The organism is Dorea amylophila (assembly GCF_025567265.1).
Taxonomy (GTDB): Bacteria; Bacillota; Clostridia; order Lachnospirales; family Lachnospiraceae; genus Dorea_A; species Dorea_A amylophila.
Genome location: NZ_JAOQJW010000024.1, coordinates 50450 through 63496, shown reverse-complemented (window position 1 = coordinate 63496; position 13047 = coordinate 50450). Strand labels below are relative to the sequence as shown.

Here is a 13047-nt window from a genome sequence, read left to right as displayed (position 1 = left end):
GGTTCTATCTTACTCTTTCTGAACATGAAAATACCCCCATATAGGACTTTTATATTTCATTGTCCTATATGAGGGTAGCATATCATTCGGGGTGGTGTTTCTACGCAAAAATGTTATCCTGTTTTTTTAACTTTCTGCAAACAACTTCAGCAGCATCCGGATATTATCCTTATCTTTTTCCTTTTCTTCTTCCGTCAATTCATCATATGGTATCAGATCCTTGTGGATCCGAAGCGTGGCATCTTTTCTCACACCATTTTTCGGAATTCCCATTCGCCAGTTGTGAAACTGATGATACCTGCACCACCGGATATGTTCGAGTTCAGCCAGAAGTTCCATCTGTTTCTGGCTCAGTCCGGCAGCATCCATACTCCATCCGTCTGTCTTCATCATATGTACCCGTATCTTATGATAATCGGCTGCACTGACATTGGAATATCTCGTAAATCCATCCAGTTTTCCCCATTCCAGTTCCATATTTTCCGAATTTTCCTCCACACCTCCGTACAGATGTGCATAATGAAGATTCAATTTCTTTGCATGCTCGAACATCTCTGTTCCCAGTACGTTGGCCGGATTCCATGCTTCTTTTTCCCATTCCACTACATGCAGACGTTCTCTTCCCGATAACAGTTCAAATCCATCGTCTTCCACCGTAAATACTTCAAAAGCTGTACCCGTTGTAGATGCCAGAAGCTTTCCTGCCATTCCAAGCTGCCCTTTCTGCGGGAGCAGAAGGATCCTGTCTGCAGATTCCAGAAGCGGTATGTTCTCATACCAGTGTTCTGCATGAAAGATCACCGGGTCACTCATCTGGGACAGTTCTCTGTGCGAAGCCTGAAATTCTGCTCCGTCTCCAAAGATATGATACTCGATCCGCTGTTTAGGGTCAAAAATATTATCCTGCAGTGCATATTCCAGAAGTTTTTCCCCTAGAAGTCCGAATCCCAGAAATACAATCTGCAAACGATGTCCGTGTGCACAAGAGGTTTCATACAGGCAATTCCTTCTCCAGTATAATCTAGCCGCCGTTTCTTCCGGACAAAACAGGCGTAAATGCGGATCCAGGATTCCCTCTGCCGCAAGATTTTCGGATTTCAGATAAACGGTATGCCCCGCAAATGCTTCTCTGTGCTGTCCGTAAAACAGGAAATTCTCGTCCTCATTTCCAAGAAGCAGGTATTTCTTCGCTTTCACCCACTCCCAGTCTTCTCCGGCATCTATCCCGCAGGATCCCAGTGCCTGTACCATTTCTTTCCGGTGAATATTATCCCCATATACGGCAATGCTGTCTCCGCGGTAATACCGCAGCAACTGCAATATCTTTCCACGGATCTTTGATATCGACATCAGAACTCCGCTGGCCGTCATAAGCGGTGCTGTCCATCTGGCGATCTCGATCAGTATATTCGGCGGTGAATCCGAATAATTCAGGAAATACATCTCCATACTCAGAAACAGCGAATCCACCACCGGCTGACCATCCAGAACCGTAAATCCTGTAACACCCATAACAAACGGAACCAGAATCAGCAGATATTTTCCTATATTGCTTTTCTTCTCTTTCATTCTCTTTCTCCTATGATTTTTTACCGCCTGTACAATATAGTACATCAACGGAATCTGATCTTCAATGTATATAAGATCCCTGGTACAATAAAATCAATGATTCAGTCAAATTCTATCACATCTTTATATTTCTGCATATATTTTCTATTTAATGCATTATGGCGGCTATCACCGATCGGAATAAACTTACAAGGTCCTATCCTGTGCTGACTGCAATTGCCGATGGGATTCCAAGTTCAATCTGATTTATCCGGAGCGTTAAAGAAGATTCCACATAAAATAAAAAAAGCTTTGCCGTCTCGTCTCCCACAAAACAACAAAGCTTTTTCTTACTCTATCTCTTTCTTCTCCTGCAATACGTTTTCTCCCATTCTTCTGTCAGTTCGTCCAGGATCTCTGCTCCGCTGGCACTCTTATTACCGATGATCGTACGTCCGGTTCTTTTTGACAGTTCATCGATCAGTTCCTTTGGAAATCCTGTCTCTGTAAATGTCTTGAACGGAGTTGTGATGTGAAGTCCCATCATCTCCCAGTGTCCGGTCATGGTGTCTTTTCCGTTGCTTGCTTCTCTTAATTTTCCATAATAAGCCAACGTTTTTCTACAGGTGCAACACCTGCAAGATCTTTTAAGTTAGCAATTCCAAGTTTCTGCAGATTCGGAATTTTAAACTCTTCTACATTTGCCGCAATATGTCCAAGGGTATCTGTCCCCGCATCACCATAAGAAACGGCGTCCAGCATCTCTCCGGCGCCGAGTGAATCTATGACTACGGTAAATATTCTTTTATATTTCTTTTCGTTCATATTATACACCTTCTTAATTCTCGTATATCAAATATCTGGAACAGTAACGTATTTGCATTCCTGTTCCAGAATTTTTTGACAACATTATGACTCACCCTGTTTATGACAGCTGTCAGGAAGAACTGGACAGTGTTGAACTGGATTTCCGTATTGAGCCGCCATCAAAATCAATTTTAGACAACTTTGACCACTATACGGCTGCTGTTGTCATCGTCGACCGCTGGTATAAGCATGAGGGACATACCATTGCGTATTCTTTAAGTTTTATCCCGATCGAGCTGGTCGGCAGACTGCAGATTGACCTGAACAGCACGGATGCCCTGCTGAATTTTCTGGAACATACCTGTTATGAACAAGACCCTCACTGCAGTCGTTGTGTTACGTATTCTACTACCGGAAACTTCTCTGCAAAGAATTATAAACTGTCCAGCCATGATTCTTTCCTTATGACACATGAAAATGTGTATGATGAGAATGAGGAGATACTTGTGGTTAGTAAGCATTATATACCGGCGGAGATGTTTGAATTGAAGTATTCCATTTAATCTACCAGACCGGCTACCCAGACCTCCTAAAAAGGGGATGTGAAAAAACTCGATTGAGTTTTTCACATCCCCTTTTATTCCGTGAATATAGAATGCCTGAAGAATCAAATGGCCGCTATCACATCTGTCACCAGTTTTTCAAAATCTTTCGCCACCCTGTCCGCCGTCTCCTGAACTTCGGCGTGGTTAAGTTTTGCATCGCTGACGCCTGCTGCCATATTCGTAATGCAGGAGATTCCGCACACTTCCATTCCCATATGTCTGGCTGCCATGGCTTCGCATGCAGTACTCATACCGACTGCGTCTGCGCCCCAGCTTCTGACCATTCGGATTTCTGCCGGTGTCTCGTAATTCGGCCCGGTCAGCTGTACGTATACACCTTCCTGAAGTGGTATTCCGCAGTCTTTTGCACTTTTACGGATGATTTTCTGAAGATTTTTACTGTATACCTCACTCATATCCGGGAATCTGGTTCCGAGTTCTTCGATATTCGGCCCGATCAACGGACTTGGCACTGCTGTTGTAATGTGATCTGTGATCAGCATAAAGTCACCCGGTCTGAATGATGGATTGACTCCGCCTGCAGCATTAGTCAGAAGAATCTTCTTTGCTCCCATCATCCCCATCAGTCTGGTCGGGAGTACAACATCCTGCATGGAGTACCCTTCATAATAATGTACCCTTCCCTGCATCAGTACGACCGGAACATCTTTCACATATCCGAAGACAAACTGACCTTTATGCCCCTGAACGGTCGATACCGGAAAGTCTTCGATGTCTGCATATTTTACGATCTTTTCTATCTGGATCTTCTCGGCATAATCTCCGAGACCGGATCCTAAGATGACTGCTTTTTCTGGTTTGAAATCCGTCTTTTTTCTTATGCTTTTTAAACATTTTTCCAGTTTTTTATACATACTTCAACATCCTTTCTTTCACTGCATCATCCGCAAATGCCACATCCACTGCGTTCTTCATCATAAGATGAATCTCTTCATCGGTGATTCCATAATTCTTCTGGATAAATTCCAGTTCTTTTGTCAGTGTCGTATTGCTGACTGTACGGTTATCGGTATTTGCCGTTACCTTTAATCCGGCATTCAGGAACTCCCGCATCGGATAATCCTTTGTGCTTTCAACCGCTTTTGTCTGCAGATTGCTGATCGGACACATCTCGATACCGATGCCTTTTTTCTGCAATTCTTTCTGTATATCGGCATGCCCTCTCATGGCAATTCCGTGTCCGATTCTTCTGGCTCCGGCTTCTACTGAATCGAGGATATTCTGTACGCTCCCGCATTCGCCTGCATGTAAGGTAAATGGCATGCCAAGTGCTTTCGTCTTTTTGAACAGTTCCATGAACTCTGACATCGGATACAGGCTTTCTGCTCCTGCAAGATCTGCCGCGCATACTCCATATCCCAGATATGCTCTTGCAGTCCGGATCATCCTGGCATTCTCTTCTTCACTGTGATGACGCATGGCACAGGTAATTACTCCATACTCTATACCGAAATCTTTCTTTCCTCTTTCCAGTCCGTTAAGCAATGCTTCGATAACTTTGTTACAGTTCATATCCTGCGTCTCAGACAGAAGCGGTGCAAAACGGATCTCTGCATAGCAGACATTTTCCTGTTTCATACTTCTTAATACATCATAGCCAGCTTCTTGCAGTCCGGCTTCATTCATGATACATTTCCCCGGAAGATCAAATTTCTGCAGATATTCATTCAGGCTTCTGCAGTCGTCAGATACACTGAGCTCACTTTGTGACACTTTCCGTCCCAGTCTTTTTTCTATAAATGTGTAGCTCAGCGATCCGTCCAAATGACAGTGCAGCTCGACCTTTGGCAATGCTTTTAATTCTTCTGCTGTCATGATTTCCCCCTTATTCTTTTTTCAGATTCCCAGGTCCGAATCCCAACGGTAATAACTCTTTTAACGTATAGATATCATAATGTTCCAGATCTGTTGCAAGAATGATCTGAAATGTTTCCGGATCACAGAACTCCATCATTACCTGTCTGCACACTCCGCACGGCGGTGCATATTCTGTCAAGACCCCATCTTTTCCTCCTACAATACAGATCGCATCGAATTCCTTCACGCCTTCACTTACTGCCTTAAAAAATGCTGTCCTTTCTGCACAGTTTGTCGGTGTATATGCTGCATTTTCAATATTGCATCCCGTATATACGCTTCCATTTTTCGCCAATAATGCAGCTCCGACTTTGAATCCTGAATAAGGTGTGTAAGAATACTTTAACTGTCCTATTGAAATTTCGATCAGTTGTTTTGGATTATACCTCGGCTTGTTTCTATTCTCTGTCTTCCCCATCTTGTTTCCCTTCTTCTGTTATTCTTTTTCTTTGTCACACCGGATTAGATTTCTCACTGCATCTACTGCAGTCCGGACTGCCATATTAGTATCATGTACCACCGGATTTTCCAGTCCGAGTTTCTCTCTTTCCTGATTTGCCATAACCAAAAAGCATGCCCCTGCTCTGACACGCAATTTACCGGCCACTATAAAAAGTGCCGCTGATTCCATCTCGGAAGCCAGACACCCCATCTTCTTCCATGCTTCCCATTTGTTCAGCAGTTCATAGCCGACAGGCATTGCTTCCGGTTCATGCTGTCCGTAGAATGCATCCTTTGACTGTACCACTCCTGTATGCCAAGTGCAGCCATCTTCTTTTGCAGCCTGCACCAGTGCATTCGTTACCTCCAGACTGGCAACTGCCGGATATTCGATTGGTGCATATTCTTTGCTTGTCCCTTCCATGCGGATTGAACCGGTTGCGATCACAATATCACCGCTTTTTACTTCCGGCTGCATTCCACCGCAGGTTCCGATCCGGACAAATGTATCTGCTCCGCAGCGTACCAGTTCTTCCATTGCAATTGCTGCCGACGGTCCTCCGATTCCTGTCGATGTCACACTGACTTTCTCACCATCCAGCATTCCCGTATAAGTCGTAAACTCCCGGTTACTTGCAACCAGAACCGGATTTTCCAAATATTCCGCTATCTTTTCACATCTTCCCGGGTCTCCCGGCATGATCACATAGCGTCCGACTTCACCTTTGGCAACCTGAATATGATACTGTCTGCTTATATCTTCTGAATAATTTTTCATACCGATCCTTCCTTTCGAGCCAGTGGGGACGGGGTTTCCCAGCCTTTTTTCTGTCCCCTCTGGTCTTTAATCTTACCTTTATTTTATCACAATTCAGGCCAAAATAATTTTATTTTCTGACTTTTTCAAAATAGCTTCCAAATAACACCACAAAAAAAGCCAGCGGGGACGGGGAAAAAAACATTTTCCCCGTTCCCATTGGCTTCCGGCATATTGCCGATATTATCTGTTCTTCACATTAAATGCTGCTTTTCCAGGATATACAGCACTTGCTCCGAGCTCTTCCTCGATTCTCAGTAACTGATTGTATTTTGCAACTCGTTCTGATCTTGAAGGTGCTCCTGTCTTGATCTGGCAGGTGTTCAGTGCTACTGCAAGGTCTGCAATTGTTGTATCTTCTGTCTCTCCGGAACGGTGAGATGAGATAGCTGTGTAGCCGGCTTTATGAGCCATCTTGATTGCTTCCAGTGTCTCTGATACAGACCCGATCTGGTTTAACTTGATAAGGATTGAGTTACCGCATCCAAGTTTGATACCTTTGGAAAGTCTTTCTGTATTCGTTACGAACAGATCGTCTCCGACTAACTGTACTTTGTCTCCAAGTTCAGCTGTCAGTTTCTGCCATCCTTCCCAGTCTTCTTCGTCTAATGCATCTTCAATAGAGATGATCGGATACTTGTCTACCAGTTTCTTCCAGTGCTCGATGAGTTCTTCGGAAGTAAATTTTGTACCTGCCTTTGGAAGTACATATTCACCCTTCCTCTCACCTTTCCACTCAGAAGATGCTGCATCCATAGCAATCATAAAGTCTTTTCCAGGCTCATATCCAGCATCTTTTACTGCGTCTAAGATGTACTGAATTGCTTCTTCATCGGATGCAAGGTCGGGTGCGAATCCACCTTCATCACCTACGGATGTTGCAAGACCTTTTGATTTTAATAATGCTGCCAGTGCGTGGAATACTTCTGCACACCAGCGGAGTGCTTCTTTAAAGCTTGGTGCTCCTACAGGCATGATCATGAATTCCTGTACATCTACGGTGTTGGCTGCATGTGCACCGCCATTTAATATATTCATCATAGGTACCGGAAGTCTGTTACCATTTACGCCGCCGAGGAAACGGTAAAGTGGAATCTCCAGTGCATTTGCTGCTGCACGTGCACTCGCAATCGATACTGCAAGGATTGCATTTGCACCTAAGTTTGATTTATCTTTTGTTCCGTCTGCTGCGATCATTGCTGCATCTACTGCATAAATGTCTGATGCATCTACACCTTTCAGTGCATCGTTAATCACTGTATTAATATTCTCTACGGCTTTGGTTACACCTTTTCCGCCGAAACGAGATTTATCTCCGTCACGCAGTTCCAGTGCTTCGAATTCCCCTGTGGATGCGCCGCTTGGTGCCGCACCTCTTCCTACCGTTCCATCCAGAAGATATACTTCTGCCTCTACCGTCGGATTACCTCTCGAATCAATAATCTCTCTTCCAATAACCTTCTCAATTGCTAAAAAATTCTCCATGTCAAGATCCTTTCCCATGGAACCACTTCTGTCTCTCTTGCTCAGGGACGAGACAGAAGGAGTCTGCCATGATTTATTCACACACTAGTTAGGTATTCCTAACTGATATTAGCATATCATAACATTTTTGGGTAAATCAAGGAATTTTTTTAATTAAAAATGAGAAAATTAACCGATAGAACATTGACCGAAGACATTTTCTGCTTTCGAATGCATGGAAAAAAGCGGCAACCAGAACCTCTTCTGATTACCGCCCAAAGGATATATCTGTATGTCGGATGTTTCATTTCTGAAACCAAGCCACCTGTGACAGACAAAAAGCCACTTTTCACGTCCCCCCCTGGCTAGCAAAGTGCCTTTCCAAGTGCCTGACAAGCTGCCACCGCATCATCATCCGGTGCTTCGTTTGCAAGTACACTCTCACACGCAAGAACAGCTCCGTCACCTTTGCATGTCTCTTCCCATGTACGCATCCATTCTCCGTCTCCCCATCCGTAAGATCCGAAGAGTGCGATCTTCTTTCCACCAAGCTTTCCTTCGCAGTCCGAGAACATCGGCTCGAATTCGCTATCTTCCAGTTCTTCTGCTCCCATAGCCGGGCATCCGAATGCTACCGCATCGTAAGCATCCATCTTATCTGCACCGAATTCGGAAGCTGTTAATACATCTACTTCTGCTCCGGCAGCCTTTGCTCCTTCTGCTACTTCGTTTGCCATAGCCTCTGTGTTACCTGTTCCGCTCCAATATACTACTGCAATTTTACTCATTGTTTTCTACCTCTTTCATTGATAATTTTATATGTCAGGCAGCTACTGTGAGCTGCAAAACACTTCTTCCCTGCTGCCAGAGGCGTACATAGACATCTCTGCATTTTTTATATTTTGCAAATGTTTTCCGACATGCGCACTCATCACAATATACCTTCCAGCATCCCACGCACTTGAAGTTGCGCCCTTCATTTAAAATAAAGCCGATCACATCTCCCAGTGGATAATCGAGAAAAATTCCGATTTCATGTGGAAATTCATTGTTTTCGCCGATTCTTGATTTCAACCTGTCCAGTGCATATTCCACATCCGTGCTTCCATATCCGTATTGTTTTAGGAACTTCGCCACTCCCGGCCGGTTCAGACTGACCTCGAGCTGTTTTTTACGATAGACATAAACCAATACGCGGTTCTCCTGTCTCCGTAATATATAGAGACGGATACCTTTTTCTTTCATGCACTGATTCCAAAACTCAATCTGTTCTTCTATATCCGTATCATCAACAAATGTCATATTGAATAAATTTGCTGATTTCATTGATGCAAGTGTTGCCGAGCAATGCTCCACCAGACATTTTTCGATCAGATATCTGTTCGCCATCTTAGTTCCTCCTAACGAATGTTAGTGCTATCTAACAATCTATATTTGAATACTATATCATTCTTTCCAGACTGTCAAGAATTATGTGTAAAAAAGAAGCTTGATGAAAATTTATTTCATCAAGCTTCTTTTTATTTTCTTATCTGTTATTTTATTTTTATTTATAAAGATATTTTTTTACTCATCTAAAAGATTCTGCATACTCTTAAGTCCGATCAGCAGCGTCGATGTATTATGTAACAATGCTGAAGTCGTCGGCATGATCACACCACATACACCAAGTGCGATCAGTCCCGCATTGAATCCAACAATCGTGTGATAATTATGGCTGATCCGCTTGATCAGGCCATTACTGATCTTCTTTAAAGTTACCAGTTCTCTTAAATTATCTGCACCAACGGTAATATCTGCGATCTCTCTTGCAAGTTCTGCACCATCACTGATCGCGATTCCTACATTTGCTGCGGAAAGAGCCGGTGAATCATTGATACCGTCACCGATCATAATAACCTTACGCCCTGCTGCTTTTTCTTTATCACAAAAACTTGCCTTATCTTCCGGCAGTACTTCCGCATAGTATTCATCCACGCCTACGCGTTTTGCAATTGCTTTTGCGGTACGTTCACTGTCACCGGTCATCATAACAATCTTACTTAATCCCGCTTCACGAAGTTCCTTTATTACTTCTGCTGCTTCTTCACGTAACGGATCTTCGATGCAGATCACTGCTGCAAGTTTTCCTTCAATCGCCATATACAAATGCGAATATTCTTCCGGCAGATTATCAAACTGTTCTTTCTTACCATCTGGAATGATTACCTTTTCATCTTCGAATACAAAATGATAGCTTCCGATAACAGCTTTCTTTCCTTCGATCTGTGTGGAAATTCCATGGGCTACGATGTATTCCACTTTTGAATGCATCTCCTCATGATCCAGATGTTTTGCCTTTGCTGCGCTGACAACTGCTTTTGCCATAGAATGCGGGAAATGTTCCTCCAGGCATGCAGCAATACGGAGCAGTTCATCTTCATTCATTTCATTGAATGATACCACTTTTGCCACTGTCGGTTTTGCTTTTGTCAGTGTTCCCGTCTTATCAAATACGATGGTATCTGCTTCGGCAACTGCTTCCAGATATTTTCCACCTTTTACTGTAATCTTATACATACCTGCTTCGCGGATCGCAGAGAGTACGGAGATTGGCATCGCAAGTTTTAAAGCACAGGAGAAATCTACCATCAGAATAGACAATGCTTTTGTCGTATTTCTTGTAAGCAGCCAGGTAAGTGCTGTTCCTCCAAGAGAATACGGAACCAGTTTGTCTGCCAGATGTTCTGCCCTGCTTTCCAGACCTGATTTCAATTTTTCAGAATCTTCTATCATAGCCGCAATCTTTTCGTAACGACTGGATCCACCGACAGCCTTTACATTAATTGTGACCTCTCCTTCTTCCACAACAGTTCCTGCATATACATAATTTCCAATTGTTCTTCTTACCGGCACAGATTCTCCTGTCAGAGAAGCCTGATTGATCATTGCTTCTCCGTCCACAACTTCACCGTCAAATGGAATTACATTTCCCATATGGACTACTACCTGATCACCTGCTTTAATCTTACTTGACGGAACAAGGACGGCCTGGTCTTCTGTCTTCAGCCATACTTTTCCGACGTTCAGTGACATGGTTCTTGCCAGATCATCAACTGATTTCTTATGTGTCCACTCTTCCAGAAGTTCTCCGATTCCAAGTAAGAACATCACAGATCCCGCAGTATCAAAGTCACTTCTTAAGATAGAGACACCGATTGCCGTAGCGTCCAGTACAGGGACTTCCAGTTTTCTTTCCATCAGTGTCTTAATACCTTTCCAGATATATTTTGCAGACATAATGGTTGTATATGCTGCTGAGATCGGATATGGCAGTAAGAATTTTCTTCCATAATGGAACAGAATCTTATCCACCAGTTTCTCCTGATACTCTGCATTCATTGCTCTTCCGGATGTCTCTAACAGGCCATTCGGCACTTCTACTTCCTCATAACGGAATCTGCGAAGTCCTTCGATGATTGTTTCTCTGTTTCCCTTATAATGAATCGTTGCGTCCGCCGTTCTGTCATAGACATCTGCGCGGAATACGCCGTCTATATTCTGCAGATAAAAGAGAAGAATGTCCGCCTGTTCATGAGTCATGCGTTTCTGCTCCATGTGGATACGGATTCTTCCTCTTATCTCATGCTTAACCTTAAATTTCACTCTTGTCACCTCTTGCTAGTCTTACAAAAGCACCTGCAGATGTTCCGCAGGTGCCTGTGTCTATGTATTTCCGGCAACTTTTCTTTATCTTCTGTGCCAGATTTTTATTCTTCTGTTGCTTCAGCAGTATCTTCTGTTGCTTCAGCAGTATCTTCTGCTGTCTCTTCTGTCTCGCAAAAATCATCTACAACTTCTGCTTCTGCCTCTGCTGCTCTGTCTTCATTGATCTGCTTTGCTTCTGCTAAAATATCTCCTGCATTCTCCTGAACGCTTGTTGCAGTCTTCATCACACAAGATTTTGCTCTTAATACGGCTGCTGTACAGTTTGTATATAATTTCTTTGCATCATCACTTGTCAGGATCTTGATTCCTGCTGTTCCGAAAGCTACTCCTGCTGCAAAAAGTCCTGGTTTTTTCCAATTAATGTCTTTTAAATTTAACATATGTATTCCCTCCATTGTATATTTATTAATTAAACACTATAACAAAAAGGACATCCCTTCATTTGTGTCCGGCAGTCATTTTTGTTTCTGCAAATTATAACACCAAAGAATGTCCTTTTCAAATATTTTCAAGCTATTGATAAATTTTTTCAACAACATATTTATGACTGCACTGTTATGTTCCGTACTTTCTGATCTTCTACATAACCACATGCTTTCAGTCCTGCCTGTATCACAGCATTCCAGTTCTTTGCAGACAGATGCTTGATCGTATCATCGTCCAGTTCAACCGTACATGCATTCTGCAGGTCACAGTCCGGATCACATGCTACTTTATACATATTTCTTCGATTGATTGCTCCGATTTCCTCCAGCTTGTTGATCATCCGGTATACGGTTGCTGTTCCGATGCTTGGATCGATCCGAGATGCGCGGTAATAGATTTCTTTGCAACAGGAACAGTTTTCTTCCAGTATAATATCCAGAAGCATCAGTCTCTGCTTGGTGATCCTGCATCCACTGGCTTTTAGTTTCTGTACAATCGCTTCTTTTGCCTTATCCACCTGTCATCCTCCTATCGTATCTACTCTGTTATAGAAACAACCTGAAATCCTGCTTTTTCAACTGTTTTTTTCAAAACATCATTTTCAATCTCACGGTCATAAGACACCACTGCTTCTTTCTTCTGTAAGTCCACTCTTGCCGAAACACCTTCTATCTCATTTAACGCTTTCTTTACTGACTGTACGCAGTGCTCACAGGTCATACCTTCGATATGAACTGTCTTCTTTCCGATCACCGGATTCTTCAGTTCTTTATCGTCAGTTTTGATGATACCGGTTCCGCCGCCACAGCAGGGACTGTCACCTTTAAAATGCCTGATTGCTCCTCTTAATGCAAATCCAAGAAGAACGATCACGATTAATACAACTATAATATCTGCCATATCTCTATCCCTCTATTCTTTGTTCTCCTCATTATCCATGCTGAACTTTTCGTCTCTTTTTTTCTCCTGCCATTTCCTGAACCAGAGAAATGCCTGATAGATAGAAGCACCGACAATGTAAAGGACGATCACGATCACGAACAGGTAGAACATAGAGCCTGTCGAATTGCCCATGACTGCCAACTCCTTTATTTACCATACATATTTTCGATCATTTTTTTCACTTCATCAGGATCTGAACTGCAGCATCCACCACCGCATCCACTGCATCCGGCACAGCTGCCGCCGCATCCCTGGATGACTCCATTTTTAAATCTCTTCACAATTCCGTATACCAGGTATGCGCAATACCCTAATATTAATGCTAAAATAATGATATCTGCTAAAATGGCTACCATGAAAACTGCCTCCTTCAAAGGGAAATCCGGACGTAAATGAGTTACGTCCGGTCCG

The 13047-nt window shown here is 43.1% G+C and carries 15 protein-coding genes and 1 pseudogene; 1 reads left to right on the top strand and 15 read right to left on the bottom strand.

Going from position 1 to position 13047, the window contains the following annotated elements; genetic code table 11:
- Positions 1-126: 126 nt before the first annotated feature.
- Together OCV72_RS14060 and OCV72_RS16830 are read right to left on the bottom strand one after the other, a co-directional pair.
- Positions 127-1569, bottom strand: a complete 1443-nt coding sequence (locus OCV72_RS14060; protein WP_055284449.1) for a RyR domain-containing protein — start codon at positions 1567-1569, stop codon at positions 127-129.
- Positions 1570-1939: 370 nt separating this feature from the next.
- Positions 1940-2373 (bottom strand): annotated as a pseudogene (locus OCV72_RS16830) (phosphopentomutase); the annotation flags it as partial.
- Between the two features lie 86 nt (positions 2374-2459).
- Here OCV72_RS16830 and OCV72_RS14050 point away from each other — a divergent pair.
- On the top strand, positions 2460-2918 hold the full coding sequence (locus tag OCV72_RS14050) for a hypothetical protein (RefSeq protein ID WP_207643418.1): 459 nt from the start codon (positions 2460-2462) through the stop codon (positions 2916-2918).
- Positions 2919-3022: 104 nt separating this feature from the next.
- On the opposite strand, the gene OCV72_RS14045 is transcribed toward OCV72_RS14050, so the two are convergent.
- From OCV72_RS14045 to OCV72_RS13985, 13 genes are all read right to left on the bottom strand, one after another.
- Positions 3023-3835, bottom strand: a complete 813-nt coding sequence (locus OCV72_RS14045; RefSeq protein WP_055284447.1) for a purine-nucleoside phosphorylase — start codon at positions 3833-3835, stop codon at positions 3023-3025.
- Positions 3828-4796: an adenosine deaminase gene (gene add / locus OCV72_RS14040; RefSeq protein ID WP_055284445.1), complete on the bottom strand. Its 969-nt coding sequence runs from the start codon at positions 4794-4796 to the stop codon at positions 3828-3830. The genes OCV72_RS14045 and add overlap by 8 nt, the downstream gene beginning before the upstream one ends.
- Positions 4797-4806: 10 nt before the next feature.
- On the bottom strand, positions 4807-5256 hold the full coding sequence (gene cdd / locus OCV72_RS14035; protein ID WP_055284443.1) for a cytidine deaminase: 450 nt from the start codon (positions 5254-5256) through the stop codon (positions 4807-4809).
- Between the two features lie 18 nt (positions 5257-5274).
- Entirely contained in the window at positions 5275-6057 is a 783-nt protein-coding gene (udp, locus tag OCV72_RS14030; RefSeq protein WP_055284441.1) for a uridine phosphorylase, read from the bottom strand.
- Between the two features lie 222 nt (positions 6058-6279).
- Positions 6280-7581, bottom strand: coding sequence for a phosphopyruvate hydratase (gene eno, locus OCV72_RS14025; RefSeq protein WP_330376619.1), 1302 nt, complete (start codon positions 7579-7581; stop codon positions 6280-6282).
- A gap of 344 nt (positions 7582-7925) precedes the next feature.
- Positions 7926-8348, bottom strand: coding sequence for a flavodoxin (locus OCV72_RS14020; RefSeq protein ID WP_055284437.1), 423 nt, complete (start codon positions 8346-8348; stop codon positions 7926-7928).
- Positions 8349-8382: 34 nt separating this feature from the next.
- Positions 8383-8949 (bottom strand): DUF3793 family protein, encoded by a 567-nt coding sequence (locus OCV72_RS14015; protein WP_055284435.1) that lies wholly within the window; start codon positions 8947-8949, stop codon positions 8383-8385.
- Between the two features lie 177 nt (positions 8950-9126).
- Entirely contained in the window at positions 9127-11205 is a 2079-nt protein-coding gene (locus tag OCV72_RS14010; protein ID WP_055284432.1) for a heavy metal translocating P-type ATPase, read from the bottom strand.
- A gap of 104 nt (positions 11206-11309) precedes the next feature.
- Positions 11310-11648, bottom strand: a complete 339-nt coding sequence (locus OCV72_RS14005) for a DUF6110 family protein (RefSeq protein WP_055284429.1) — start codon at positions 11646-11648, stop codon at positions 11310-11312.
- Positions 11649-11809: 161 nt separating this feature from the next.
- The gene (locus OCV72_RS14000; protein WP_022415938.1) at positions 11810-12211 is read right to left on the bottom strand and encodes a transcriptional repressor; all 402 of its coding nucleotides are present in this window, start codon (positions 12209-12211) and stop codon (positions 11810-11812) included.
- Positions 12212-12231: 20 nt separating this feature from the next.
- Positions 12232-12594: a heavy-metal-associated domain-containing protein gene (locus OCV72_RS13995; RefSeq protein WP_055284427.1), complete on the bottom strand. Its 363-nt coding sequence runs from the start codon at positions 12592-12594 to the stop codon at positions 12232-12234.
- Positions 12595-12606: 12 nt separating this feature from the next.
- Positions 12607-12768, bottom strand: a complete 162-nt coding sequence (locus tag OCV72_RS13990) for an ACS family MFS transporter (RefSeq protein WP_138376016.1) — start codon at positions 12766-12768, stop codon at positions 12607-12609.
- Between the two features lie 14 nt (positions 12769-12782).
- Positions 12783-12992 (bottom strand): FeoB-associated Cys-rich membrane protein, encoded by a 210-nt coding sequence (locus OCV72_RS13985; RefSeq protein ID WP_022415935.1) that lies wholly within the window; start codon positions 12990-12992, stop codon positions 12783-12785.
- Positions 12993-13047 lie beyond the last annotated feature (55 nt).

What these genes read in the sequence shown, in the direction of transcription:
- OCV72_RS14060 (WP_055284449.1), bottom strand. Translation starts at nt 1,569, where the DNA reads ATGAAAGAGAAGAAAAGCAATATAGGAAAATATCTGCTGATTCTGGTT.
- OCV72_RS14050 (WP_207643418.1), top strand. Translation starts at nt 2,460, where the DNA reads ATGACTCACCCTGTTTATGACAGCTGTCAGGAAGAACTGGACAGTGTT.
- OCV72_RS14045 (WP_055284447.1), bottom strand. Translation starts at nt 3,835, where the DNA reads ATGTATAAAAAACTGGAAAAATGTTTAAAAAGCATAAGAAAAAAGACG.
- add (WP_055284445.1), bottom strand. Translation starts at nt 4,796, where the DNA reads ATGACAGCAGAAGAATTAAAAGCATTGCCAAAGGTCGAGCTGCACTGT.
- cdd (WP_055284443.1), bottom strand. Translation starts at nt 5,256, where the DNA reads ATGGGGAAGACAGAGAATAGAAACAAGCCGAGGTATAATCCAAAACAA.
- udp (WP_055284441.1), bottom strand. Translation starts at nt 6,057, where the DNA reads ATGAAAAATTATTCAGAAGATATAAGCAGACAGTATCATATTCAGGTT.
- eno (WP_330376619.1), bottom strand. Translation starts at nt 7,581, where the DNA reads ATGGAGAATTTTTTAGCAATTGAGAAGGTTATTGGAAGAGAGATTATT.
- OCV72_RS14020 (WP_055284437.1), bottom strand. Translation starts at nt 8,348, where the DNA reads ATGAGTAAAATTGCAGTAGTATATTGGAGCGGAACAGGTAACACAGAG.
- OCV72_RS14015 (WP_055284435.1), bottom strand. Translation starts at nt 8,949, where the DNA reads ATGGCGAACAGATATCTGATCGAAAAATGTCTGGTGGAGCATTGCTCG.
- OCV72_RS14005 (WP_055284429.1), bottom strand. Translation starts at nt 11,648, where the DNA reads ATGTTAAATTTAAAAGACATTAATTGGAAAAAACCAGGACTTTTTGCA.
- OCV72_RS13995 (WP_055284427.1), bottom strand. Translation starts at nt 12,594, where the DNA reads ATGGCAGATATTATAGTTGTATTAATCGTGATCGTTCTTCTTGGATTT.
- OCV72_RS13990 (WP_138376016.1), bottom strand. Translation starts at nt 12,768, where the DNA reads ATGGGCAATTCGACAGGCTCTATGTTCTACCTGTTCGTGATCGTGATC.
- OCV72_RS13985 (WP_022415935.1), bottom strand. Translation starts at nt 12,992, where the DNA reads ATGGTAGCCATTTTAGCAGATATCATTATTTTAGCATTAATATTAGGG.